Genomic DNA, 25,736 nt, shown 5'->3' with positions numbered 1-25,736 from the left:
TACTCCCATATATATTATTATGATTGTGTGTTGATACATGTTCATCTACGATGATGAACACTTTTTATAATTATTTAGATATTATTAATTAGCTTCATTTATATATAACCGTTTAATATCCGTATAATCAAGAGGGTCATTACCTTTAAATCCACTAACACTCGGTTTTATCATTCGAGCACTGACACGATAATAAACAGGAACAATCGCCGAATCCTTGTCTAGCAAAGCTTCAGCTTGTTGGTATATCGCATGACGAGATGAAGGATCTGGTGCAATTAACGCTTTCTCAAGTAAGGCATCAAAGTCCGGATTATTATAAAAAGAGGTATTATTACTGTTTTGAGACAGCATCATGTTCAAAAAGGCGGTTGGTTCATTGTAATCTGCACACCATGTCGCCCTAGCAACATCGTAGTTTCCTTCATGGCGACTTTGTAATGATGTTTTCCATTCTTGGTTTTGCAACGTAACTTGTGCGCCAATATTTTTCTGCCACATGGATGCCGCAACGATAGCTTGCTGCTTATTTTGATCTGAAGTGTTGTACAGTAAAGCAAATTTCAATGGGTTTTCTTTGTTATAACCTGCCTGTGAAAGCAAATCTTTTGCTCGTTGGTAACGTTGCTCCGCCGATAAATTTGCCCAATTAGGTAATGTAAAATTGCCATTATTAATAAAGGTTGGCGTAAAGCCATAAGCGACTTTTTGTCCTTGAGCAATAATTTTGTTGGTGATTGTTTCTCTATCTAACCCTAGTTTTATTGCTTCACGCACTCTCGGGTCATTAAACGGCGCTTTTTGATTATTAATTTCGTAATAGAACGTACATAAATAAGGCCGAACATATAACTCATTGGGCCTTTCTTGCTGCATTTTTTTATATAAAACAGGTGGGATTGCTGAATTAGAAATGTCAATTTCACCACTACGATAACGATTAATATCGCTCACTTCGGAACTAATCGCTAAAAAGGTCGCTTGCTCAATACGGCTATTCTGGTTATTCCAATAATATGGATTTCGTTTGACAACAATACGTTCATTTACCATCCAGTTATCCAATACGTATGCCCCGTTTCCAATAAAATTTTGAGGCTGGGTCCATTTATCACCATGTCGTTGAATTGCAGATTTATTCACGGGTTTCATAGATGTATGGGAAAGCATATCTACAAAATAAGGCACTGGGTGACTAAGCGTCACTTGCAAATGTTGCGGGTCAAGCGCCTTGACTCCCAGCGCTGTTGCTGGCATTTTCCCTGCTAGAATTGCATCTGCATTTAAAATATATGCATTTTGTAAGTAACTAGAGTAAGGCGAGCCGGTATTTGGGTCAGACAAGCGTTGCCAGCTATACACAAAATCTTCAGCGGTTACTGGCGAACCATCACTCCACTTTGCATTGTCTCGTAAAGTAAAAACCCACGTGGTGAAATTTTCATTACTCCAACTTTTAGCAACGCCAGGAACCGACTTACCGTCTATATCGGTATACACTAGGCCTTCTAATAAGTTTAATATCACATTGCCTTCTGGCACCCCTTCCACTTTGTGGGGGTCAAGTGAAGTCACTTCTGAGCCATTGTTAATTGTAATAACCTGTTTTACTTTTTCCGTGGCACTTGCCTGTAACGTAACAAATAATAAAGAGAGTACACCAAAACCAAGTGTTGATTTGAACATCCTATCCCTCATGATTCATTGATGGTGCTATAACCTCACTAGCAACCTTCTTTACGCTGATATTTAAGCCCTAGTACCGCTATTTCCTTATGGGCAATCCACTTAATGAACTCAAATAATTAAAACAATTAATTAACATTAGTCAGTTAAAAATTTTAAGTAAGTTTTAAAAAAAATAGGAGCCATGGTTATAATTCACTTGCATTACAATTGGTTAATGAAATATTGGTTATATGCTATAAGATAGCCCCCAAGCACATTTCCAAACATATCATTAACAAACACCAATTAGAATAGTGAATAAATTTACGTAGCTCACAATTCCTTACTTTTTATCCCTGTTTTAGCAATAAATGCCACATATAATTACAGGTATCATTTTTTTAGACGTGATTATTGATAGCTAAAATTTTAGACAGCCAATTAAAGCGAAGCGAAATATGCTATCTGAATAGCAAAATTAATGTGTGTAATGCGAGGTAAATTAACAATAGGTATGGCTGCAAATAGGGTCGATTTGCAGCCATAAAAAGAAATGAGATTACAATAGCCCTGGGAATATGGCCTTAACACCCGTCACAATAAATTCTATTCCCAGCGACATCAGTAATAAACCCATGATACGAGTCACTACGTTGATCCCTGTTTGACCTAAGTAACGAACCAATAAAGACGCTGAACGAAATAGTAACCAACAACAAAAGGCAAAAGCGATACTCGTCAATGCTAGGCCTAAAAAGTTTTGCCAACCATGCCAACGAGATGACCATACAATACAAGAGCTTATTGCACCAGGCCCCGCCATTAAAGGTAAAGCTAAAGGTACAACACCAATGCTATCCCTAACCGCGGTTTCTGTTTTTTCTTGCTTGTTCTGTTTGTCTTCACCAATTTTACCGCTAATCATTGACATCGCGATTGTGACGATCAAAATTCCCCCAGCAATACGGAAGGAATCAATTGAAATACCAAATAATTGCAGTATTGAGTCACCAATTAATAATGATGTACATAAAATGATCGCAACTGAGGTATTTGCAATGGTGTTAGTCTTATTTCGCCCGGCATTACTTTGATAGTTTGTCATACTAATAAACACAGGTAATATGCCAACTGGGTTTACAAGTGCAAATAAACCAATAAAAAATTTAATATAACCCGATAAATCAAGTAATGCGCTACTCACCCATTCATTTCCTTAAGCAATTCTCTTTAGAGATTCATTGATACCTTTCATAATTTTACCACCGATGTTATTAATTTCCTTGAGCAAAACAATATTTTCTTTAACTTGCTAAATTTATTTAATATTTAGTTAGATAGACATAGATTATCTGCACAAATTGTTTTGATAATATTAAATTAAGCAATAGATGAACAACATTTATTCAACTTGTGCATAAATACATGTGCTGAAAGGAGTCAGCTTGACGTTTTCGTGATTTAGATCACTTTATTTAATTACCGTTTTGTTAATCTACTCTTAACTGATAGACAGAGCTAATTAGGATATTAACTCAATATTGAATAAGGTTTTTAAGCCAATAAGCGATGATGAGCAGCGTTATTATAGATTACATCTATACTTTCATCTTTAAGCATTTCTTCGTTCTATAGATGCATTGCTCATTGGCTTAAAAAGTTTAACATTTATCAGGAGTAATCTATATGTCCGTAACTAACGTTACCGAACTCAATGAACTCGTTGCTCGTGTCAAAAAAGCTCAACGTGAATTCGCAACTTTTTCCCAAGAAAAAGTTGATGAAATCTTTAGAGCTGCTGCCCTCGCTGCTGCTGACGCACGTATCCCCCTAGCAAAACTTGCTGTCGAAGAATCTGGAATGGGCATTGTTGAAGATAAAGTGATCAAAAACCACTTTGCTTCGGAGTATATCTACAATGCTTATAAAGACGAAAAAACCTGCGGTACGCTATCTGAAGACCCAACATTTGGGACAATTACGATAGCTGAGCCGATTGGCATTATCTGTGGTATTGTGCCAACAACTAACCCAACTTCAACCGCCATTTTCAAATCACTCATTAGCTTAAAAACGCGTAACGCGATTATCTTTTCTCCGCACCCTCGCGCCAAAATTGCTACTAACCGTGCAGCAAAAATCGTGCTTGATGCTGCTATTGCAGCGGGTGCACCAAAAGACATTATTGGCTGGATTGACTCCCCTTCTGTTGAGCTATCCAATGCCTTAATGCACCATCCTGATATTAACCTGATTTTAGCGACTGGTGGACCAGGCATGGTGAAAGCCGCTTATAGCTCGGGTAAACCCGCTATCGGAGTTGGTGCTGGTAACACCCCTGTGGTGATTGATGAAACAGCAGATATTAAGCGTGCTGTCGCATCTATTTTGATGTCAAAAACATTCGACAACGGGGTTATTTGTGCATCTGAACAATCCGTTGTGGTCGTGGATGAAATCTACAACCAAGTTCGCGAGCGTTTTTCCAGCCATGGTGGCTACCTGCTACAAGGAAAAGAACTCAAAGCGGTTCAAGATATCATCTTAAAAAATGGCAACCTAAACGCCGCTATTGTTGGCCAACCTGCTTATAAAATTGCCGAAATGGCCGGTATTAGCGTGCCAAAAACAACTAAAATCTTAATTGGTGAAGTAAAAGCCATTGATGAGTCAGAACCGTTCGCCCACGAAAAACTGTCTCCATTATTAGCCATGTATCGTGGTAAGAATTTTGAAGATGCAGTTGCAAAAGCGGAACAATTAGTTGAAATGGGGGGAATTGGCCATACCTCTTGCCTATATACTGACCAAGATAACCAACATGAGCGAGTTAACTATTTTGGCCAAAAAATGAAAACTGCGCGTATTTTAATCAACACGCCAGCGTCACAAGGCGGTATTGGTGACCTGTACAACTTTAAATTAGCGCCTTCACTTACACTAGGTTGCGGTTCTTGGGGTGGTAACTCCATCTCTGAAAACGTCGGTCCAAAACACCTTATCAATACCAAAACTGTGGCGAAGAGAGCTGAAAATATGTTGTGGCATAAACTTCCGAACTCAATCTACTTCCGCCGTGGTTGTCTACCTATCGCCCTTGAAGAGATTGCAACTGACGGTGCAAAACGAGCCTTTATCGTAACCGATGGCTATCTATTCAATAATGGTTATGTTGATGAAGTCGTTAGTGTTCTCAAAAAACATCACATTGAAACTGATGTTTTCTTTGAAGTTGAGGCAGACCCGACATTAACGGTTGTTCGTAAAGGTGCAGCACAAATGCAAGCATTCCAACCTGATGTCATTATTGCATTAGGTGGTGGTTCACCAATGGATGCGGCTAAAATTATGTGGGTTATGTATGAACACCCCGAAACTCATTTTGAGGAATTAGCATTACGTTTCATGGATATACGTAAACGTATTCACCGTTTCCCTAAAATGGGCGTTAAGGCTAAATTAGTTGCTATCACAACGACTTCCGGTACAGGTTCAGAAGTGACTCCATTTGCGGTAGTGACCGATGATAAAACAGGCCAAAAATATCCATTAGCGGATTATGCATTAACACCAAATATGGCAATTGTTGACGCGAACTTAGTCATGAATATGCCTAAATCGTTAACTGCTTTTGGTGGTTTAGATGCTGTCACCCATGCATTGGAAGCTTATGTTTCTGTTTTAGCTAATGAATTTACTGACGGGCAAGCACTTAAAGCCCTGAGTTTGTTAAAAGATTATTTACCAGCCAGTTACCACGAAGGTGCTAAAAACCCTGTTGCAAGAGAACGTGTACATAACGGAGCGACACTTGCGGGTATTGCATTTGCAAACGCATTCTTAGGTGTATGTCACTCAATGGCTCACAAACTTGGTTCAGAGTTCCATATTCCTCATGGCCTTGCGAACGCATTGTTAATTTGTAATGTTATCCGTTTTAATGCTAATGATAATCCAACAAAACAAACCGCGTTTAGCCAATACGACCGACCTCATGCACGCCGCCAATATGCAGAAATTGCAGATCATTTAGGGCTCACTAAAGTCGGAGATCGGACTGCTGAGAAAATTGAAAAATTACTCGCATGGTTGGAGGAAATGAAAGCTGATTTAGGCATTCCTAAGTCTATCCGGGAGACTGGTGTTACTGAAGCCGACTTCTTAGCCCGTGTAGATAAACTCTCTGAAGATGCATTTGATGACCAATGTACAGGAGCAAACCCCCGTTATCCTTTAATCTCTGAAATTAAACAGTTATTACTGGATTCTTATTATGGTCGTGAGTTTGTTGAGCATCAAGATGCGCCAGCGATTGATAAAGAGGAAAAAAAAGCACCTCAGAAAAAAACAGCCGTAAAAAAAGAAGCAGAAAAGAAAAACACTAAGAAATAATGTGTTAAACATTATTTAAAATAAAGGCACTGCAATTATTGTAGTGCCTTTTGTTTCGCTATTTGAAATGAATGACAGTAAGAATACATAAATCAATATTATATAAAATGATTTACCCCACTGAGTTGATTTCATTAACTGCCGTAATAATCCGATAACCGAAGCCTATTTTAATCCCTACATCAAAATATTTTTGCTCATCGGAAATGAAGTGGCTGCTTAGGTATAACGCCCTCATTCATCAACTGAGCTTGTTTTATTGCTTCTGAATAGTGCTTACGACAAACAGAGATATACTTTTCATTACCACCTATATCGACTTGTAAGCCTTCATATACAGGCACCCCATCACTTCCTATCCGTAATACCTTGCTCGCCTTACGCCCGCAATAACAAACTGTTTTTAGCTCAACTAATTTATCCGCCCAAGCAAGCAAATATTGACTACCTTCAAATAATTGCCCAGCAAAGTCGGTACGCAACCCATAACATAAAACTGGAATATCCTCGTTATCGACTATGTCACATAATTCTTCAACTTGCTTTTTTGTTAGAAACTGACATTCATCAATAAGAACACAATGTACTTTTTGTTCACTATTTTCTTTTTTGATTAACTCGGCCATATTTGTTGTCGTTGAGTATAGTAACGCTTCCGCAGATAAACCTATTCGCGATGAGACTTTTCCTTGTTCAAAACGGTTATCTATCTCTGCCGTAAAAATAACCGTACGCATTCCTCTTTCATTATAGTTATACGATGATTGCAATAATGACGTTGATTTTCCCGCGTTCATTGCTGAATAATAAAAGTAAAGCTGAGCCATTTGGCTGTTCCCTCAAAATTAATATACATAATAATTTTACCATAAAACATACTTCAGGATTAACAATATTGGTGTAGATGTCCTTTACTTATTGAAAATTTAACTTTTTTTTAGGATCAACTTACACCTTATTGCAAATAACTGCTTAGCTCGTATGCAATAAAAATCAATTTGATATTAACTATAAACAGTTTCAACTAAAGCACATTCCGCTAAAAAACATCATCAAAAAAAGAAAATTTAAGCCAGACCTTCCCTTCAATTCATTCCGAGTAAAAGTAAAATGAGACACGCCTCTTCTTTTTTGAATTATTTAATCACTAAGATTTTGGCTTATTCCTATTTTTCGTTTAGTTCAGTTATTGATAATAGCTATATATATATCTACGAAAAGTTTATTTTTCTTTTGTAAAAAAATTGCATTCGTTAAAGATTACTTTTAAACTAAGGAAGTAATTTAGCTATTGCAGAATTTAAAATAGCATTCTATTATTACTGTACACATGCCAACAAATAATTTGAGACCAGGAAAATGAGCGAATCATTAAAAGCGTTAAATAACATCCGTACTCTTCGTGCTCAAGCTCGCGAAGTAACTTTAGAATCTTTAGAAGAAATGCTGGAAAAATTAACCGTCGTTGTTGAAGAACGTCGTGATGAAGAGAGCCAAGCTCGCGCGGAATTAGAAGAACGTAACCGTAAATTGGAAAAAGTTCGTGAAATGATTCTTGAGCAAGGCGTCGATTTAAATGACCTTCTGCAAACCATGGACTCAGGTAAAAGCACTAGCACCCGCGCTAAACGTGCTGCACGTCCAGCTAAATATAAATATGTTGATGAAAATGGCGAAACTAAAACTTGGACAGGCCAAGGCCGTACTCCAGCGGTAATCAAGGTTGCCATTGAAGAACAAGGCAAATCTTTAGATGATTTCTTAATCTAATAGCCTCAACATGTATTCTAAACACCCTTTTATAAGGGTGTTTTTGTTTAAACCTTTATATATTATTTTATATTAACCTCTACTAAGAAAAGCGCTTAGCTATTATACCCCCCTTTTTTAGCACTAAAGCCGCATAACTACCGCCCCACTTCAATTAACTGTTCTGTTTAAGCCTTTGCGCTGTATTACACTACCAATCAAATAATCATGATAAATAAAAAAGAGTAGTAAAGATATGTAAGCTTAATTAGATAAACTTAAATATTGTTCAGTGATTTTATTTATATAATGGGGTTATATGTTAATTTTTGTACACCTCTCACTTATAATGAGTAGCAACTAAACAGTCTAAATCAGAGCGATACGCCTTAATACCTGATGTTTATTGTTAATAATTTATTTTTTTACGCATAAAAAAGGCTAACAAATTAAGTTAGCCTTTAATAAAAATTTATTGTGAAATTTTATTTTGTTGAATTCAATGACATTGATAATTTCGTCAGCCACTGAGTAAACTCTTCACCCAACGCATCATGCTGCATTCCATATTCAACAAATGCTTTCATATAACCTAATTTATTTCCACAGTCATGACTTTTACCACATAAGTGGTAGGCCTCTACAGGCTCATTATTTTCCATCATTAATGCAATAGCATCAGTTAATTGTATTTCATCACCAGCACCGGGGGCTGTTTTAGCTAATGCATCCCAAATCTTTTCAGATAAAACATAGCGACCAACAATAGATAAATTAGATGGAGCTTCTTCACGTTTTGGTTTTTCAACCATACGAACAATTCTTTTGCTATCCCCAGGCGCTAGTGTTTCTCCACTGCAATCCACAATACCATAGCTAGATACATCTTCTTCAGGGACTGGTTCAACTAAAATTTGACTTGCACCTGTTGATTCATATTGTTCGAGCATTTCACGCAAGTTAAACTTGGTTAAATCTGTACTGTAACGGTCTAAAATGACATCAGGTAAAATAACCGCAAAAGGTTCTTCACCGACTAACGGTTTAGCACACAAAATTGCATGCCCTAATCCTTTTGCTATTCCTTGTCGCGTTTGCATAATCGTTACATGGCTTGGACAAATAGATTGAACCTCATCCAATAACTGGCGCTTAACACGCGCTTCTAAAATAGCTTCTAACTCAAAGCTTGTGTCAAAGTGGTTCTCAATGGAATTTTTTGATGAATGTGTTACTAAAACAATTTCATTGATCCCCGCAGCAATACACTCATTAACAACATATTGAATAAGTGGCTTATCGACTATTGGCAACATTTCTTTTGGAATCGCTTTTGTTGCAGGAAGCATACGTGTCCCTAAGCCCGCAACGGGGATTACCGCTTTACGCACCTTGCGCTGTGTCATTTTTATCACTCCAGATATCATCCTTGTCTCTCGAATTTCACTAAAGTATCAAGAGGCATTTTAAGTGCGCAAAAGTATATCAGGAAATATTTATGAATAAATAGCGACGAGTCTGAATAGAGTTATTTAGATGACATATGCATGTATTTTAGGCATTAGTTATGTCTCCGAGTTAAACATAAGTTTTATTTTCTGGCTATCATTACGAATTAAACACTGCCAAGCAGTCCCTTTTACCTCTAAATGATTAGATTGATAAAATTTAAGTGTGCCTAAAGGAAGACTTCTTGGTAACTTAACATGCGTATTTTCTGTCGTTATTTCCGCTTCTAAGCCTGCACTCGCCATTATAATTGCTTTATTCTGTGTATTAAAATACCCCAATAAGAGAGGGAATTGCCCACTAAACCCCGAGTCCTCTAGTAAATAGTTTATTTGATTAATAATCCTATCAATATTCGGTAATTTTTTTTCTGGGTAGCTTACCGCACTTTTTAATAGGTCATTGAACACAACACGAATCAAAAAAGCAGCCATAATACCTTCCTGGGGAGAGCGCTCAGTGTCAATGCAGTAAAATCCTATTTGACTGTCTGAAATAGCGGCTAAATCTAATAATAAGCCAAAGCGGTTAGCCTCATTAAGTTGGCGATAGTTAATTCGGTAATTATTTATAATTTGGTGTACCGGCGGTTGTAACTGCTTCAACACTGTCAACATATCTTGAGTATGATCTTGCATTAATGTAGAAATTTGATGAATTTCCTCCCCCATTAGCTCTGTTAGATTATTTTTCTCAGGATACAGTGCAGAAAGGAGGGTCACTTTAACTTCATCTAAATTTTTTATTGGCTTAAGCAAAGCATCTTTTGCCCCTAAACGAAACATTCTATCTAACTGGGTAAAATCGGTTGTTGCTGTAATCACAATGACTGGAATATCAATATTACGAGCGATCAGCTCTCGCATAAACGCTTCACCATTCATTATCGGCATATTAAGGTCACATAGAATGATATCAGGGTTGATACCGTCTATTGTTAACATCTCTATTGCTAATTGACCATTATCTGCGGTATAGATCTCAATACCCAGCGTTTCGAGGTAATTTTTTAAAATTGTACAGAAGGTGATTTCGTCTTCTATTATGAGTACTTTTCTATTTTTCATAAGATACCTACTGCAAAAGCCTGGTTTAATTAACAATACAATTATTCATACGATAAAATCATTTATTCGCCATCATTTAAGTATAGTGACTTTTCAATCTTATACTTATTTTTATAGAGAGTGTTATGAAATCACAAGTAGAAGATAGGTGTTGCTGTGGCAACGAAGCACAATTTGAACAATGCTGCGCCCCTTTTTTACAAGGGAAATCTATTCCACAGACGCCTGAACAGCTTATGCGCTCCAGATATAGCGCTTATGTACACCAAAATGCCGATTATCTGATTAAAACATGGCACCCGGATTGCCATGCTCAAGAATGGCACCAAGAAATTGTAAATAGTTTTTCGAAGACACGCTGGTGTGGTCTTCGTGTTATTAGTTCTTCTTATGCTAAAAATCCCGATGAAGCTTATGTCGAATTTTCGGCTTGCTTTATTGATGAAAAAGCTGATCATAAGCAGCTTATTCATGAACGTTCGCGTTTTATTAAGATGGATTCGTATTGGTATTATATAGACGGTATTACCCCAAAAATCGGTCGTAATGATTTATGTCCTTGTGGCTCTGGCCAAAAATATAAAAAGTGTGGGCACCCAGACTAATTACCCTTTATTTAATACCTGTCAACAAGACACATTTAATACTCAATCCGTCATTTTTTATATCGCTTTGTTAGTTAAGGATTAGGCTGTTTCATGCAACACAAAATTGTACAAAAGAAAATTCTCAGGACAATTTGCCCTGACGCGAAAGGATTAATCGCGAAAATCACCAATATTTGCTATAAACACCAACTCAACATTGTACAAAATAATGAATTTGTTGATCATCACACTGGCCGTTTCTTCATGAGAACTGAGCTAGAAGGTATTTTCAACGATGAAACATTATTAGCTGATCTCGATGATGCATTACCTGTCGGGTCTCAACGTGAATTAAATACTGCAGGTCGACGTCGTATTGTCGTCATGGTAACCAAAGAAGCGCATTGTCTGGGCGACCTACTCATGAAAAGTGCTTATGATGGCTTGGATGTTGAAATTGCTGCGGTTATTGGAAACCACGATACACTAAAGAACTTAGTCGAACAATTTGGCATCCCGTTCCACCATATTAGTCATGAAGGCTTAACTCGCGAACAACATGACGAAAAAATGACAGCACAGATTGACCAGTATCAGCCTGACTATGTTGTGTTGGCTAAATATATGCGCGTATTAACGCCTGCATTTGTTCAGCATTACCCAAACCAGATTATCAATATTCACCATTCGTTTTTACCTGCCTTTATTGGTGCCCGCCCGTATCACCAAGCTTATGAGCGTGGCGTAAAAATTATTGGTGCTACTGCGCATTTTGTTAATGACAGCCTTGATGAAGGACCAATCATTACACAGAACGTGATTAATGTAGACCATACATTCACAGCGGATGATATGATGCGTGCTGGACGTGATGTTGAAAAAAATGTACTAAGCCATGCTCTTTACTGGGTTTTAGCTCAACGTGTATTTGTATATGGTAATCGCACCATTATTTTATAAGCCAACACTGTGGCTTATTTAGCAACACTTTGTTGATTTAACACGCATTAAGAATAAAAAAACAGCAAACAACCATTTTATTGAAAATTAATGCTTTACAGCGGCGCGTCATTTGATATGATGCCGCCCGCTGTCAATGATTACAGCAATTCAAAATCTGGTGGGATACCCAAGCGGCCAAAGGGAGCAGACTGTAAATCTGCCGTCACAGACTTCGAAGGTTCGAATCCTTCTCCCACCACCATTTAATTAACATCCCCCCCTAATTTATCAACAACACCCATAAAACGATTTAGTACACTAGAGTGTGATTTCGATTTATAAATGTAACAAACACTTTTCCCCAAAATCTTGTTTAATGGTATATAAATTAATGATTTATCGATTAATTCTTCTTCTGGATAGTGGTCTATAATGCCTATAAAGTCACCATCTTGAATAAAACTTTGGCAACAGCCAATATTATCCATTTGCCTCACGCTCGTTTTATTATCAACCGTTTCAATTTTTGCTAATAAATCGCTCATCAATGAACTTTTATAAAATGCTGGGTCACATAGCCAGGTACTTTTTTGTAATAATGTAACAAGATCATAATGAAATTTCTCATACAGTTCTTTCCGACAATAAATACCTAATGGTGAATTTTCTATTATTTTTTGTAATGAAAATCGCTCACTGACAACCTGCTCTGAACTAAGAATAAGTGTATTTCCATCATAATCGACAATTTCATCTACTTCATCATAATTAAACCTTAATATATTTACTTGTACATTATTTTGATGTGCTGATTGATATAAATTAATTAAATGATTTTCCTTACCCCAGTCATAATAAATATTAGCCTCATTGATTATATAACCTGAAAAATGTTTTTTCGTTATTTCCTTCTCCTGTAAATAAAGATCTCTTAGATCGTTATAAAGTTCTTGGCCATCCTTAGTTAATGTCATTCCAAATTTTTCTCGTTTAAAAAGCCGTTTACCTAGGCTTGTCTCAAAGTCTTTGATTGACTTCGCGATGGGAGGTGTCGTACGGTTCATCACTCTTGCCGCTTTGCTTAACGAGCCATTCTCAACAACCGCCATAAACGCCTCTAATTTTCTTGAAAAGAACATATCTATGACCCCATTCCATTTATTAAAATGTTAATCAACATACTTAACTTTCTCATTAATAATTATATTGATTAGCCCATAAATTAATCCAGAAAATAAAAAGTCAAAGTTGATTTTTTATTGAATGATTAACAATATTTCATAAAAGTATTTTTATAATTTCCATCATTACAAAGCAATATATTATACTGTTTCGATTAATTATTTTTTATGCCTCCACTATTAAATCACATTAAAATATAAATAACCAATTGACTTTAAATGAAATTAAAATTAGTTAATATTGAAATTATTAATTTAATTTTAATCGGAAATTAAATTCTAGCCCCCATAATAAATTTAATTAATCATAATATTTTTTGTTTAACTAAATTTATTATTATTTTTATATTAAGCGCTCATTTTTGATACTATACCAAAAATGAGTTATGTAATGACCATTTTTATCATAATCGTTATTGGCTATAAAACAACCTAATCGTTGAAACATGCTACTCGGGGTTACAGTATTGCTACCATCTGGTAGAATACGCATAATAATCATAAAACTAGGTGATAAAAAACCATGAAATTCATATCGTTCAATATCAATGGCCTCCGAGCACGTCCTCACCAACTCGCCGCAATCATCGAAAAACATCAACCTGAGGTTATTGGCTTACAAGAAACAAAAGTCCATGATGATATGTTCCCTTATGAAGAGGTTAGTCAGCTCGGCTATCATGTTTTTTATCACGGCCAAAAAGCCCATTATGGTGTGGCTCTTTTAACAAAAAATGAACCTCTTGCTGTCCGCAAAGGCTTTCCAACTGATGATGATGACGCACAGCGCCGTATTATCATGGCTGACATCCAAACAGGGCGTGGCCCATTGACTGTTGTTAATGGTTATTTTCCTCAAGGGGAAAGCCGCGACCACCCAACAAAATTTCCAGCAAAAGAAAAATTTTATCAAGATTTACAGAATTACATTACATCAACACAAACGGCTGAATCTCAATTACTCATTATGGGTGATATGAATATTAGCCCAACCGATCTGGATATCGGTATTGGTGATGCAAACCGCAAACGTTGGTTAAAAACCGGAAAATGTTCTTTTTTACCTGAAGAACGTGAATGGTTAGCTAAATTGTTAGGCTGGGGCTTGGTCGATACATACCGAGCTAAAAATCCTGATGTTGCTGATTGCTACTCATGGTTTGACTACCGTTCTAAGGGTTTTGATGATAACCGCGGTTTACGTATTGATTTATTACTAGCCTCAAATAACCTTGCTGAACGTTGTATTGCAACGGGTATTGATTATGATATTCGCGGAATGGAAAAACCATCAGACCATGCACCGGTGTGGTCTGAGTTTGACCTAACAAAATAATTTTCCTCACTGGTTATAATGCAAAAAGGCGCTTAAAGCGCCTTTTATTGGTTTACCAGACTCAGCTAATCCTCTTTCTTTTTCGTTTTCTTACCCGTTTTTGCTGATTTTTTCCCTGCTTTTGCTGATGGGGCTGGTAATTCTCGAAATGCCCTCAAATTTGTAAATTGGCGGGCATGGTGAATTAATTGCATCAACGTTTGAGCTAGCGGGTGCATAAAGTCATCATAACGTGATTGTTTTTCACTAATTTGAGTTAACACTGATTCCCAATGAGCGGTCATGTCCGGTAATGTTGCCATATCGGGTAGAACATGAATTAGAGCCCTTCCAGCCGGAGAGGAATGAATGTAACGCCCTTTCTTGTAGAGAAATTGGCGCTTGAATAGTAAGTCAATGATGCCCGCCCTTGTCGCTTCTGTACCAAGCCCATCCGTTTCTCGCAATACTTTTTTTAATGCTTTATCTTGCACAAACCGCGCGATCCCAGTCATTGCTGATAATAACGTTGCATCCGTAAAAGGGCGCGGAGGCTGTGTTTGCCGTTCGACAACTTCCCCTTTCTCACATAACAACTCATCATTTTTGCTCACAACCGGCAAAGGCATGCCATCGTTTTCGGCATCACGTTCTTTATTGCCTAATACAACTCGCCAACCCGCTTCAGCAAGAAAACGAGCTTTTGCAATAAATTTACCCTTTTCAATTTCAAGATCAATTGTACACTTACGGTATACCGCATCTGCCATAAACTGGATAATATATTGGCGTGCAATCAGTTGGTAAATTTTACTTTCATTTTCCGTTAATTTTACTGCTGCCGTTTTTGCTGTTGGAATAATTGCATGGTGGGCGTCCACTTTTTTATCATCCCAACAACGATTCTTTTTATCTAACTCTGGCAGTTCAAATTCAGTGAGATCAGGCTGATGCACAGCAATCGCATTCAATACACTGTGTCGCCCTGCAAAATGTTCATCAGGTAAATAGCGACTATCTGAACGTGGATAAGTAATTAACTTATGTGTTTCATACAAGCGTTGGCATATATCCAACACTTCTTGTGCACTCAACGCATACTTTTTAGCGGCTTCAATCTGTAAAGACGACAAAGAGAAAGGCAATGGTGCAATTTCAGACTCGCGCTTGTCCTGATATTGCATCACTATGGCAGGCTTCCCCTCAATACGCGATACCACATGGTCTGCAAGCGGCCGATGGAACAAACGCCCTTCTTCGTCTTGGTAATCAATACAGGAGTCACTTGGCTGCCATATCGCCACAAAACGCTCATCTTTTGGCGTAACAATATGGGCTTTCACCTCGAAATAGTCTTTAGGGATAAAATTTTCTATTTCTTCATCGCGCCTAACAACTAGGCCCAAAACTGGCGTTTGTACCCGCCCAACAGAAAGAACACCTTGATATCCACCTCGTTGCCCTAATAGTGTATAAGCACGAGTCATATTGATGCCATATAGCCAATCTGCCCGTGCTCTCGCTAAGGCGGAGACACAAAGAGGGATAAACTCACGATTTTCTCTTAAGCGGTCAATTGCCCGCTCAACGGCTTGTGGGTTAAGGTCGTTGATCAAACAACGTTTTACGGCTTTGCGTTTCTCAGGATCGAGCTTTAAAAAATCAAGCACTTCGTCCACTAGCAGTTGACCTTCTCTATCGGGGTCTCCTGCATGGACAACTATTGAAGCTTGCTTCAGTAATGTTTCAATGGTTTTTAATTGTTTAGTTACTGCGGGACGGGGCTTCAATTGCCACTTATCCGGGATAATTGGCAAATCCTGAAGATTCCAACGTGCGTACCGAGGTTCATAAGCATCGGGTTCCGCCTGCTCTAAAAGGTGGCCAATACACCATGTTACGGTTTGGCCATCACCACATTGAATAAAACCATCACCTCGTTTATGGGGCTTGGGTAATACATCTGCAATGGCCCTTGCAAGGCTCGGTTTTTCCGCAATAAACAAACGCATAAATTAATCTATCACTTCAACTAAAGGAACATTATCCTGATGGGGTAATAATTTACCGATAGACTGTAACAAAACACCTTGCTGCTGTGCAATCTCTTTAATTTTAGAGACTTCGGAAGGTTTTACTGCAATGAGTAAGCCACCAGAGGTTTGCGGGTCACACAATAACTGACGTTGCATATCACTCATTGGGCCAATAAGATGACCATAGCTGTCGAAGTTACGTGTTGTTCCGCCAGGAACACAACCTGCTTCAATATATTTTTCGACGTTAGCTAATTTAGGAACTTTACTAAAGGAAATTTCAGCGCGAACTTTAGACCCTTCGCAAATCTCACTTAAATGCCCCAATAAACCAAAACCAGTTACATCCGTCATAGCCGTCACACCCTCTAAAGGTGCAACCACCGCCCCTAACTTATTCATTTGGCACATGGTTTCTGCCGCTAAGTGTTGATGTTCCGGCGCAAGCACACCTTTTTTCTCAGCGGTTGTCAAAACACCGATTCCAAGCGGTTTAGTCAAGTACAATTCGCAATCCGCTGTTGCGGCACTATTTTTCTTCACATATTCCGTATTCACAACACCTGTAACTGCCAAACCAAAAATAGGTTCAGGTGCGTCAATAGAGTGCCCTCCAGCCAATGATATACCAGCATCCGCACAAGCGGCACGGCCCCCCTCAATCACTTCACGTGCCACTTCAGGCGGTAACTTAGCAATTGGCCAGCCTAAAATAGCGATTGCCATAATCGGTTTTCCACCCATAGCAAAGATATCGCTAATCGCGTTAGTTGCAGCAATACGGCCAAACTCAAACGGAGAGTCAACGATCGGCATAAAAAAATCTGTCGTACTGATAATACCAATCCCGTTACCGAGATCATAAACCGCCGCATCATCTTTCGTTTCATTTCCAACTAACAAATGTGGGTCATGAAATTTTGCTTGTTCTGTGTGTAAAATTTGCTCTAATACTTTCGGTGCAATTTTACAGCCGCAGCCTGCACCATGACTATATTGTGTTAATCTAATTTTTTCAGTCATTATTATTCTCTTTAGAAGTAAGATACAAAACCTGTCATATCAGGAGTTTGTACTTTTGCTGGTGCTTTAAGCTCTGGCGTTCCTAAATAAAGAAACCCAACAATACGGTCGTTATCTCCACAACCTAATCCCGCACGAACCACAGCATCTTCTGTCCATGCTCCTGAGCGCCATATACCGCCAAACCCTTGAGCAACCGCAGCCATTTGCATTGCTTGAACAGTGCAACTCGCAGCAACTAATTGTTCCCATTGTGGTATTTTCGGATGGTCTTTTAATTTTGCAATTACAGTAATAATGAGTGGAGCACGAAAAGGTGCGTTACGTGCTTTTTCTTCTACTTCAGCACCTAATTGCCCTTCAATTGCCGCTTTTTCTAATAGCTCACTGAAGCGGTTAATACCTTCATTTTGCATAACAACAAAATGCCATGGTTTCAAAGCACCGTGATCAGGTGCTCTCATCCCCGCAGCAAGTACATTGTTAAGTTCTTCACCTTGGGGTGCTGGTGATGTGAGTCTTGAAGCTGAACGGCGGTTCAACAAAAGGGTTAAAGCATCCATATTTGTCTCCGTTTAAGAGTAAACTGATATGATAATCATTCAATTAGATAATGATACCCACGCTATCTATTGTTTAAGCTTAAAGGAAAATCGCTTACACTAATACAATAATAACGGTTATTCGCTAGGTAAAATTACGTTATAAATTCATTGAATTGTATCATTTGTCACACGTGAAAAATATCATTGAAGCATTGTACCTTGCGTATCATAATTTTGTTATGCATAAAAATAGCCTGCAGTTGCAACTAATTGTATTGATACAACTAAGACATCAACAGTTCGATGTGATGACCGGGTAACAGATTTGCTTTTGAGTATACTGTCGTAAATTCGTGCTACAGGCGGAAATAACCCAACTGTAGAAAGAAATATTTATGTGATATCCAAAAATAGTTTGTGCCATAAGCCAACGGCAAACCAGTGAAGCCAACACCCGTATGGTGCAAAATATACAGGATAGGAGAAAACATGCGTCAACTTTGGGACATCATCGCTACCATCTTTAGAATTAGCTGGCGAGCACTAAATTTTATTAGGGAATTCGTTTTTAACGCCATTTTCTTAGTGTTATTCTTTGTCGTTATTGGGTCAATTGCCCTTTACCAAACAGAGACTCAACCCGAAAAAAATTATTTTGGTGCTTTGTATGTTGATTTGCAAGGCGTTATCGTAGACCAAGTTTCTGCTCCGGACCCATTTGGTCGTATGAGCCGTGAACTACTTGGTACTTCAAATAGCCGCATGCAAGAAAATTCATTATTCGACATCGTTGACACCATTCGTACCGCCGCAAATGATGATCGTATTACAGGAATGGTATTACGCCTAGATGATTTAGTTGGCGCCGACCAACCCTCTCTGTCTTATATCGGTAAAGCAATCAATGAATTTAAAAGTTCAGGGAAACAGGTTTACGCCATCGGTAGCAGTTATAGCCAATCACAATACTATCTCGCCAGTTACGCTGATGATATCTACCTCACACCGCAAGGCGCTGTTGGGGTATATGGTTTTGCAACTAATAGCTTGTATTACAAGTCACTACTAGAAAAACTCAAAGTTAGCAGCCATATTTTCCGTGTTGGTACCTATAAATCAGCGGTTGAGCCATTAATGCGTGATGAAATGTCCCCTGAAGCACGTTTGGCCAATAAACAATGGTTGGATGCTCTGTGGAATAATTACCTAGAAGAGATCGCCAAAAACCGCAATACAACCAGCACACAAATTTTCCCTGGGGCTGATGCTATTTTAGAACAATTACGTTCTGTGAAAGGCGATAGCGCACAATATGCTTTAAAACAAAAATTGGTTGATAAACTTTATACAAACGAACAAGTTGAAGATTTACTCAGTAAACACTTTGGCTGGAATAAAGATGATAAGCAATTCAATAATATTAGTATCTATGATTACTCCGCTAAAATAACAGATACCAATGCGAATCAAAGTGGCAATATCGCCGTGATTGTTGTTCAAGGTGCTATCATGGATGGCCCGCAAACGGCTGGGATTGCAGGAGGCGATACCATCGCAGCACAAATTCGAGATGCTCGCCTTGATGATAATATTAAAGCAATTGTGTTACGCGTTAATAGCCCGGGGGGAAGCGTAAGCGCTTCTGATTTGATTCGCAGTGAGCTGGCTTCGGCCCATGCTGCCGGTAAACCCGTGGTGGTTTCTATGGGGGGAATGGCAGCATCTGGGGGGTATTGGGTATCGACTCCAGCTGACTATATTATTGCCAGCCCAAACACGCTGACTGGTTCAATTGGTATATTTGGTGTGATCAATACCTTTGAAAAATCTTTAGATTCTATAGGGGTGTATACTGATGGAGTATCAACATCACCATTAGCCGATATTTCTCTGACTAAAGGGATTAGCCCACAATTTGCTGACATGATGCAAATTACGATTGAAAATGGTTATGAGACATTTATTGGCTTAGTCGCGAAAGCTCGCCATCAAACACCTGCAGAGATAGATAAAATCGCTCAGGGCCGTGTGTGGATCGGGCAAGACGCGCTTAAAAATGGCCTTGTAGACCAGCTAGGTGATTTTGACAATGCCATAGATAAAGCCGCTGAACTCGCTAAACTCACTGATGTTAAGCTAGATTGGATGAAGCCTGAGATGACCTTTATGGATCAATTGTTGCTTGAATTAACCACTAGCGTTCAAGCCGCGATGCCGGATGTACTACAGGTGTTTTTACCCCCCGCAGTCGCAACGGATATCCGCCAGCAAGCTCAGTTTTTCTTAAAAATGAATGACCCTCAAAACCGCTACGCATTTTGCTTAAATTGCGCGGAAATTAACTAATCGCTCAATCCCCTTCAGCGCTGATGAAGGGGATTTCTCTCACAAACCCATCAATAACCCCATATCAATCTAATTATTCGCAAGTTAACGATAGTAATACGCTAACAAATACGTCAAAATCCTAATAATCACTCTCCTTCGATAAGTTGGATAAATTAGGTAATAAGATGCAGAAGAAATCAATTTATGTAGTCTACACTGGCGGCACAATTGGCATGCGCCATTCACCACAGGGATATGTTCCTGTTTCTGGTCATTTGCAAACTCAGTTAGCTCAAATGCCCGAGTTTCACCGCCCTGAAATGCCTGAGTTTACCATCCGTGAGCATCAACCGTTGATTGATTCGTCTGATATCACCCCTGAAGATTGGCAGCTCATCGCTGATGATATTCAGGAAAATTATCCACTTTATGATGGCTTTGTTATATTACATGGCACTGATACCATGGCTTTCACCGCCTCAGCGTTATCTTTCATGTTTGAAAACTTGAAAAAGCCGGTAATCGTGACAGGGTCACAAATACCGTTAGAAGCATTACGTTCTGATGGGCAAACGAATCTATTAAATGCCTTATATTTAGCGGCTAATTATCCAGTTAATGAAGTTGGGCTATTTTTTAATAACAAATTATATCGCGGTAACCGCACCGTTAAGGCTCATGCTGACGGCTTTGATGCTTTCAGTTCGCCTAACTGCTCCCCCTTAATGGAGGCGGGTATCAATATTCGCACATTCAATACGTGCCCTGCACCTATTGGCATAGGTGAATTTAAAAGCCACCGAATTACGCCTCAACCTATCGGTGTTGTTACACTTTATCCGGGACTCTCGGTTGAGATTGTTCGCAATATTCTCCAACAACCTGTTAAAGCGCTTATATTGCGCTCTTATGGTGTCGGTAATGCCCCTCAGCAACCTGAATTACTACGTATACTCCGCGAGGCAACGAACCGAGGCATTATTGTGGTGAACCTGACACAATGTATTTCTGGCCGTGTTAATATGGAAGGCTATGCCACAGGACACGCTCTGGCAGAAGCTGGTGTGATAAGTGGATACGACATGACTTTTGAAGCCGCCTTAAGTAAATTGCACTACTTACTAAGCCAAAATTATACCCCAGCTTTAATCCGAGAGTTAATGCAGAATAATTTACGCGGCGAGTTGAGCTATGCTGATGAATAACAGATAACATACTGAGGACACAATGAAAGCAGCATTACTGTTAGTCGATTTACAAAACGATTTTTGCACCGGTGGCACATTAGCAGTAAATGAAAGTGAACATGTTATTGATGTTGCTAATAAGGCGATGGCCATTTGCCAACAAAAACAGATAGACATCATTGCAAGCCAAGATTGGCATCCCGCGACACATCTTAGTTTCACGGCTAATTCAAATACTCAAATTGGCGAAGTCGGTGAGTTAAATGGCATTACACAAGTTTGGTGGCCTATTCATTGCGTACAAGGTGAGCACGGCGCTAAATTACATTCAAATTTAAACCAATCGCTGATTAGTGCAACTTTCACCAAAGGGGAAAACCCGCAGGTTGATAGCTATAGTGCCTTTTTCGATAACGATAAAATCAGCCAAACCCGCCTACATGCATGGTTACAAGAACAACACATTTCGCATTTAATTATTATGGGAATTGCGACGGATTACTGTGTCAAATTTACCGTATTAGATGCATTAAAATTAGGCTATAGCGTAGATGTTTTAGTAGATGGATGTAGAGGTGTTAATCTTGCAGCCAATGACAGCCAAGAAGCTTTAGACGAAATGCAAAAGCAAGGTGCGGGGTTAATCACGTTAACTAACCTGCATTAACCCATACTCTGTAGACAAGTTTTCTCATGTCAGATGAGAAAACTTGTCTTAGTGACGCTGTCACTGTGCAGCATCATATTGAATAACCAACCTATTTTACAAAGTCACTGTTACTCATCATTATTTTGCGGTTTTAATGTTGCCAACATTTCACCTTGAAACAACGTTTTTAGCTCTTGCTTGCTCTTCATCGTAATTTCGCCATTAGTCCCTACCGTCATATGCTCTGGGTCATGGTTATGCCGCGACTGCCACAATAATACCATTTGCAAGCTATGCTCTTTTTGTTCTGGCGTTAACATCACCCCATCCGGCCATTTGCCAAGCTCAACTGCGGTTACTAGGCGCTGATAGATTTCAGGTGTCATTACTGCTAATAATTGTTCAAGTTGCTCTGGATTAACTTCAACGCTCACGGTAAGGCTCCTTCAAGTACGCAATTAACACGTTATTTTATTATTCTTAATTTTAGCTGAATCGTTTTTGTCATTCTAATATTAAAATTTCAGCACCCTTCAGCTCTTTATCCACGGGTCTTTTCACCGCTATCATCATCAATAAAGCTTAATGATGCTGAATTAATACAGTAACGCTGACCCGTGGGCTGAGGACCATCGGGAAATACATGCCCTAAATGCGCATTACAGTGTTGACAGCGAACCTCAATACGATGCATCCCATGCGAGAAATCCTCAATGTATTTGATAGCCTCTTCATTGACGGGTTGATAAAAGCTTGGCCAACCACAACCTGCATCAAATTTGGTCTCAGATATAAATAAAGGTGAACCACAGCATAAACATTCGTACACACCGTCTTTACGGTTATGCAATAATTGACCACTGAATGGCGGCTCGGTACCAGCTTGCTGTGTAACGTAGCGTTGCATTTCATTTAATTCTGAAATATCAATAAGTTGGTTATCTTTTTTTGACATATCACACCTAAATATTTAAATAACTAAAATGTTCAATGGTTATCATACATCAATTTCAATCAACAAAAAATTAACAACATTTTCTGTAAAACTATTCTAAACTAAGAAGCATCTTACTTTCCGTTTTGATTTGTGAACCGTATCACATATATCACTGATAGATGGTTTCATTATGCCGCACAATCCCGATAATACGTGCGGCTGTATTTGCCGCTGAAGTGGCTGACAAATAAGCAATTGGTGGTATCAGAATTGATTTTTTTCAATAATTGACACGATTCCGCTTGACGGCTGGCAAGGTTTTGGTAACTTTAACTACAACTTAATTCACGAATAAATAGCTGGTGGAAATACTATGACTATCAAAGTAGGTATTAATGGTTTTGGTCGTATTGGCCGTATCGTTTTCCGTGCTGCACAAGAGCGTTCTGACATCGAAATCGTTGCTATCAACGACCTGCTCGATGCAGAATACATGGCGTACATGCTGAAATACGACTCAACTCATGGTCGTTTCAACGGTACTGTTGAAGTTAAAGATGGTCACCTAGTTGTAAACGGCAAAAAAATCCGTGTAACAGCAGAAAAAGATCCTGCAAACCTGAAATGGAACGAAGTCGGTGTTGACGTCGTTGCTGAAGCTACAGGTATCTTCTTAACTGATGAAACTGCACGTAAACACATCCAAGCAGGTGCTAAGAAAGTTGTTCTGACTGGCCCTTCTAAAGATGATACTCCTATGTTCGTTATGGGCGTTAACCACAAAGCTTACGCAGGTCAAGAAATCGTTTCTAACGCATCTTGTACAACTAACTGCTTAGCTCCACTGGCTAAAGTTATCAACGACAAATTCGGTATCGTTGAAGGCCTGATGACAACTGTTCACGCAACAACTGCAACACAAAAAACTGTTGATGGCCCTTCACACAAAGACTGGCGTGGTGGTCGTGGTGCTGCTCAAAACATCATCCCATCATCAACAGGTGCAGCTAAAGCTGTAGGTAAAGTTATTCCAGAACTGAATGGCAAACTGACTGGTATGTCTTTCCGTGTACCTACTCCTAACGTTTCTGTAGTTGACTTAACTGTTCGTTTAGAAAAACCAGCAACTTACACTCAAATCTGTGATGCTATCAAAGAAGCAGCAGCAGGCGAGCTGAAAGGCGTTCTGGGTTACACTGAAGATGACGTTGTATCAACTGACTTCAACGGTGAGAAACTGACTTCAGTATTTGATGCTAAAGCTGGTATCGCACTGAACGATAACTTTGTTAAATTAGTTTCTTGGTATGACAACGAAACTGGTTACTCTAACAAAGTATTAGACTTGATCGCTCACATCTCTAAATAAGAGCTGTAACGAAATTTGTCTAACTGAGCCGCCGATTGGCGGCTCTTTTGTATCGTATCCAATAACAAATTAACACTTCATATTTTCTGCTATATCGCTTATGGTTGATCTCCTATTGGATACGCTATAAACATGACTTATTTTAGAATGAATACTATTCACCGCGTCACTGCGCCTTTAAATATGCCGAATAGATACTCTAAATAATTCAAGTGAATGAACACAGTCAGCAATGCTGCAGTTTGAAAGATGACGAGTATTCACACTGTTCCATTAACACAGGCCTAATACCATGCACGACAAACTTTTTGCACTACCAGTCATTAAACAAGTCTCTGCTTACATCACTCAACGCCAACTCGGCGAGCTTCCACTCATTGTCATCTCGCATCCTAAGGTGCGTGGGGCCGTCAGTTTACAAGGTGCTCAACTTATTGATTGGCAACCCGCAGGGCAAAAACCTTGCTTATGGCTAAGTTCAGAAAGTGCTTTTAAAGAAGGTGTTGCTATCCGCGGTGGCATCCCTATTTGTTGGCCTTGGTTCGGCCCTGTTGCTAGTCCTAGCCATGGTTTTGCGCGAATTTTACCTTGGCAATTCACCGCACATAATGAGCATGAAGATGGTGTTATTTTAACCTTCACGTTAACAGATACCGACTATACCCGTAAATTATGGCCACATGAGTTCACTCTGATCCTCCGTATGAAACTAGGTGAAACATGTGAACTTGAACTAGAAAGTTATGGGGATTTCGAAACTACTGCCGCACTGCATAGTTATTTCAATATCAGTGATATTCAAAAAGCCACCGTCTATGGGTTAGGCGGTCACTATTTCGATAAAGTCGCAGATAAAGAAGTTTATGCCAATGAACCTCTCAAATTTAATAAACATACTGACCGTATTTATTCAGAACCGGATGAATATAGCCTATTACGTGATGATGGATGGGCTCGTACAATAGAAATTCATCATTACCATAATAGTGATGTTGTCTGTTGGAACCCTTGGGCAGAGTTATCATGCAGTATGGACGACATGCCAAATAATGGGTACAAACAAATGGCTTGTGTAGAAACGGCAAGGATTAATGTCCCAATGAAAAGTGAGGCACAGCACCCCGCTCGCCTTTCATTAGTAATGGTCAGCCGCGATAATAAACCACAAGATTAATTATCCAGTCTAAGTTGTATAAGATTTCTAAATAGATAAAATTGAACCCCTGATAAACATAATGATATCAGGGGCTCA

Annotated in this window: 21 protein-coding genes and 1 tRNA gene; 11 read left to right on the top strand and 11 right to left on the bottom strand. The window is 38.9% G+C overall.

The window, feature by feature from the left end:
* Nucleotides 1-84: 84 nt before the first annotated feature.
* Nucleotides 85-1,698: an ABC transporter substrate-binding protein gene (locus PSF28_RS11805; protein ID WP_210838700.1), complete on the bottom strand. Its 1,614-nt coding sequence runs from the start codon at nt 1,696-1,698 to the stop codon at nt 85-87.
* 529 nt (nt 1,699-2,227) lie between these two features.
* The gene (locus tag PSF28_RS11800; protein ID WP_004254112.1) at nt 2,228-2,872 is read right to left on the bottom strand and encodes a YchE family NAAT transporter; all 645 of its coding nucleotides are present in this window, start codon (nt 2,870-2,872) and stop codon (nt 2,228-2,230) included.
* Between the two features lie 482 nt (nt 2,873-3,354).
* On the opposite strand from PSF28_RS11800, the gene adhE reads away from it, so the two are divergent.
* Nucleotides 3,355-6,060, top strand: coding sequence for a bifunctional acetaldehyde-CoA/alcohol dehydrogenase (gene adhE, locus PSF28_RS11795; RefSeq protein ID WP_210838698.1), 2,706 nt, complete (start codon nt 3,355-3,357; stop codon nt 6,058-6,060).
* 197 nt (nt 6,061-6,257) lie between these two features.
* On the opposite strand, the gene PSF28_RS11790 is transcribed toward adhE, so the two are convergent.
* Nucleotides 6,258-6,887 (bottom strand): thymidine kinase, encoded by a 630-nt coding sequence (locus tag PSF28_RS11790; RefSeq protein ID WP_210838696.1) that lies wholly within the window; start codon nt 6,885-6,887, stop codon nt 6,258-6,260.
* A 532-nt stretch (nt 6,888-7,419) separates the two neighbouring features.
* Between PSF28_RS11790 and hns the strand changes: the two genes are divergently transcribed.
* Nucleotides 7,420-7,830 (top strand): histone-like nucleoid-structuring protein H-NS, encoded by a 411-nt coding sequence (gene hns / locus PSF28_RS11785; protein WP_004254106.1) that lies wholly within the window; start codon nt 7,420-7,422, stop codon nt 7,828-7,830.
* 464 nt (nt 7,831-8,294) lie between these two features.
* Here hns and galU read toward each other — a convergent pair whose 3' ends face one another.
* Together galU and rssB are read right to left on the bottom strand one after the other, a co-directional pair.
* Nucleotides 8,295-9,215: a UTP--glucose-1-phosphate uridylyltransferase GalU gene (gene galU / locus PSF28_RS11780; RefSeq protein WP_210840355.1), complete on the bottom strand. Its 921-nt coding sequence runs from the start codon at nt 9,213-9,215 to the stop codon at nt 8,295-8,297.
* Between the two features lie 159 nt (nt 9,216-9,374).
* Nucleotides 9,375-10,385: a two-component system response regulator RssB gene (gene rssB / locus PSF28_RS11775; protein WP_210840354.1), complete on the bottom strand. Its 1,011-nt coding sequence runs from the start codon at nt 10,383-10,385 to the stop codon at nt 9,375-9,377.
* A gap of 125 nt (nt 10,386-10,510) precedes the next feature.
* Between rssB and PSF28_RS11770 the strand changes: the two genes are divergently transcribed.
* The 3 genes from PSF28_RS11770 to PSF28_RS11760 all read left to right on the top strand — a co-directional run bounded on the left by PSF28_RS11770 (nt 10,511) and on the right by PSF28_RS11760 (nt 12,176).
* A complete protein-coding gene (locus tag PSF28_RS11770) occupies nt 10,511-10,990 on the top strand; it encodes a YchJ family protein (RefSeq protein ID WP_272685095.1) in 480 nt (159 codons plus the stop codon).
* A 93-nt stretch (nt 10,991-11,083) separates the two neighbouring features.
* Nucleotides 11,084-11,932 (top strand): formyltetrahydrofolate deformylase, encoded by an 849-nt coding sequence (gene purU / locus PSF28_RS11765; RefSeq protein ID WP_210840352.1) that lies wholly within the window; start codon nt 11,084-11,086, stop codon nt 11,930-11,932.
* A gap of 159 nt (nt 11,933-12,091) precedes the next feature.
* Nucleotides 12,092-12,176, top strand: a tRNA-Tyr gene (locus tag PSF28_RS11760).
* A 1-nt stretch (nt 12,177) separates the two neighbouring features.
* Here the strand turns inward: PSF28_RS11760 and PSF28_RS11755 are convergent.
* Nucleotides 12,178-13,053, bottom strand: coding sequence for a LysR family transcriptional regulator (locus PSF28_RS11755; protein ID WP_004911163.1), 876 nt, complete (start codon nt 13,051-13,053; stop codon nt 12,178-12,180).
* Nucleotides 13,054-13,618: 565 nt separating this feature from the next.
* Between PSF28_RS11755 and xthA the strand changes: the two genes are divergently transcribed.
* Complete coding sequence (xthA, locus tag PSF28_RS11750; protein WP_210839365.1) at nt 13,619-14,431, top strand: exodeoxyribonuclease III; 813 nt, start codon at nt 13,619-13,621, stop codon at nt 14,429-14,431.
* Between the two features lie 65 nt (nt 14,432-14,496).
* On the opposite strand, the gene PSF28_RS11745 is transcribed toward xthA, so the two are convergent.
* From PSF28_RS11745 to PSF28_RS11735, 3 genes are read right to left on the bottom strand one after another with little or no spacing between them, the layout of a single operon-like run.
* Complete coding sequence (locus tag PSF28_RS11745) at nt 14,497-16,422, bottom strand: DNA topoisomerase III (protein ID WP_272685094.1); 1,926 nt, start codon at nt 16,420-16,422, stop codon at nt 14,497-14,499.
* Between the two features lie 3 nt (nt 16,423-16,425).
* Nucleotides 16,426-17,469 carry a selenide, water dikinase SelD gene (gene selD / locus PSF28_RS11740; RefSeq protein WP_272685093.1) on the bottom strand — a complete coding sequence of 348 codons (1,044 nt, stop codon included), beginning with the start codon at nt 17,467-17,469 and terminating at the stop codon, nt 16,426-16,428.
* 11 nt (nt 17,470-17,480) lie between these two features.
* Nucleotides 17,481-18,032 carry an NAD(P)H nitroreductase gene (locus tag PSF28_RS11735; RefSeq protein WP_004911180.1) on the bottom strand — a complete coding sequence of 184 codons (552 nt, stop codon included), beginning with the start codon at nt 18,030-18,032 and terminating at the stop codon, nt 17,481-17,483.
* Between the two features lie 471 nt (nt 18,033-18,503).
* Between PSF28_RS11735 and sppA the strand changes: the two genes are divergently transcribed.
* From sppA to pncA, 3 genes are all read left to right on the top strand, one after another.
* Nucleotides 18,504-20,360, top strand: coding sequence for a signal peptide peptidase SppA (gene sppA, locus PSF28_RS11730; RefSeq protein ID WP_272685092.1), 1,857 nt, complete (start codon nt 18,504-18,506; stop codon nt 20,358-20,360).
* Between the two features lie 167 nt (nt 20,361-20,527).
* Nucleotides 20,528-21,547 (top strand): asparaginase, encoded by a 1,020-nt coding sequence (gene ansA / locus PSF28_RS11725; RefSeq protein WP_272664812.1) that lies wholly within the window; start codon nt 20,528-20,530, stop codon nt 21,545-21,547.
* Nucleotides 21,548-21,569: 22 nt separating this feature from the next.
* Nucleotides 21,570-22,196: a bifunctional nicotinamidase/pyrazinamidase gene (gene pncA, locus PSF28_RS11720; protein ID WP_272685091.1), complete on the top strand. Its 627-nt coding sequence runs from the start codon at nt 21,570-21,572 to the stop codon at nt 22,194-22,196.
* A gap of 110 nt (nt 22,197-22,306) precedes the next feature.
* On the opposite strand, the gene PSF28_RS11715 is transcribed toward pncA, so the two are convergent.
* Nucleotides 22,307-22,612: a YeaC family protein gene (locus PSF28_RS11715; RefSeq protein WP_004911191.1), complete on the bottom strand. Its 306-nt coding sequence runs from the start codon at nt 22,610-22,612 to the stop codon at nt 22,307-22,309.
* 107 nt (nt 22,613-22,719) lie between these two features.
* The gene (gene msrB, locus PSF28_RS11710) at nt 22,720-23,133 is read right to left on the bottom strand and encodes a peptide-methionine (R)-S-oxide reductase MsrB (protein WP_210839378.1); all 414 of its coding nucleotides are present in this window, start codon (nt 23,131-23,133) and stop codon (nt 22,720-22,722) included.
* Nucleotides 23,134-23,488: 355 nt separating this feature from the next.
* Here msrB and gapA point away from each other — a divergent pair, with 355 nt between their 5' ends.
* The gene (gene gapA, locus PSF28_RS11705; RefSeq protein WP_004911198.1) at nt 23,489-24,484 is read left to right on the top strand and encodes a glyceraldehyde-3-phosphate dehydrogenase; all 996 of its coding nucleotides are present in this window, start codon (nt 23,489-23,491) and stop codon (nt 24,482-24,484) included.
* A gap of 292 nt (nt 24,485-24,776) precedes the next feature.
* Nucleotides 24,777-25,658, top strand: coding sequence for a D-hexose-6-phosphate mutarotase (locus tag PSF28_RS11700; RefSeq protein ID WP_004911200.1), 882 nt, complete (start codon nt 24,777-24,779; stop codon nt 25,656-25,658).
* Nucleotides 25,659-25,736: the final 78 nt, after the last annotated feature.

Origin of the sequence: Providencia sp. PROV130 (assembly GCF_028482225.1) — a bacterium.
GTDB lineage: Bacteria > Pseudomonadota > Gammaproteobacteria > Enterobacterales > Enterobacteriaceae > Providencia > Providencia rettgeri.
This window is presented reverse-complemented; position numbering and strand designations above follow the sequence as displayed.

Excerpts from the sequence above, each read along its gene's own strand:
- PSF28_RS11805 (WP_210838700.1), bottom strand. The coding sequence starts at position 1,698 with ATGAGGGATAGGATGTTCAAATCAACACTTGGTTTTGGTGTACTCTCT.
- adhE (WP_210838698.1), top strand. The coding sequence starts at position 3,355 with ATGTCCGTAACTAACGTTACCGAACTCAATGAACTCGTTGCTCGTGTC.
- PSF28_RS11790 (WP_210838696.1), bottom strand. The coding sequence starts at position 6,887 with ATGGCTCAGCTTTACTTTTATTATTCAGCAATGAACGCGGGAAAATCA.
- hns (WP_004254106.1), top strand. The coding sequence starts at position 7,420 with ATGAGCGAATCATTAAAAGCGTTAAATAACATCCGTACTCTTCGTGCT.
- galU (WP_210840355.1), bottom strand. The coding sequence starts at position 9,215 with ATGACACAGCGCAAGGTGCGTAAAGCGGTAATCCCCGTTGCGGGCTTA.
- rssB (WP_210840354.1), bottom strand. The coding sequence starts at position 10,385 with ATGAAAAATAGAAAAGTACTCATAATAGAAGACGAAATCACCTTCTGT.
- PSF28_RS11770 (WP_272685095.1), top strand. The coding sequence starts at position 10,511 with ATGAAATCACAAGTAGAAGATAGGTGTTGCTGTGGCAACGAAGCACAA.
- purU (WP_210840352.1), top strand. The coding sequence starts at position 11,084 with ATGCAACACAAAATTGTACAAAAGAAAATTCTCAGGACAATTTGCCCT.
- PSF28_RS11755 (WP_004911163.1), bottom strand. The coding sequence starts at position 13,053 with ATGTTCTTTTCAAGAAAATTAGAGGCGTTTATGGCGGTTGTTGAGAAT.
- xthA (WP_210839365.1), top strand. The coding sequence starts at position 13,619 with ATGAAATTCATATCGTTCAATATCAATGGCCTCCGAGCACGTCCTCAC.
- PSF28_RS11745 (WP_272685094.1), bottom strand. The coding sequence starts at position 16,422 with ATGCGTTTGTTTATTGCGGAAAAACCGAGCCTTGCAAGGGCCATTGCA.
- selD (WP_272685093.1), bottom strand. The coding sequence starts at position 17,469 with ATGACTGAAAAAATTAGATTAACACAATATAGTCATGGTGCAGGCTGC.
- PSF28_RS11735 (WP_004911180.1), bottom strand. The coding sequence starts at position 18,032 with ATGGATGCTTTAACCCTTTTGTTGAACCGCCGTTCAGCTTCAAGACTC.
- sppA (WP_272685092.1), top strand. The coding sequence starts at position 18,504 with ATGCGTCAACTTTGGGACATCATCGCTACCATCTTTAGAATTAGCTGG.
- ansA (WP_272664812.1), top strand. The coding sequence starts at position 20,528 with ATGCAGAAGAAATCAATTTATGTAGTCTACACTGGCGGCACAATTGGC.
- pncA (WP_272685091.1), top strand. The coding sequence starts at position 21,570 with ATGAAAGCAGCATTACTGTTAGTCGATTTACAAAACGATTTTTGCACC.
- msrB (WP_210839378.1), bottom strand. The coding sequence starts at position 23,133 with ATGTCAAAAAAAGATAACCAACTTATTGATATTTCAGAATTAAATGAA.
- gapA (WP_004911198.1), top strand. The coding sequence starts at position 23,489 with ATGACTATCAAAGTAGGTATTAATGGTTTTGGTCGTATTGGCCGTATC.
- PSF28_RS11700 (WP_004911200.1), top strand. The coding sequence starts at position 24,777 with ATGCACGACAAACTTTTTGCACTACCAGTCATTAAACAAGTCTCTGCT.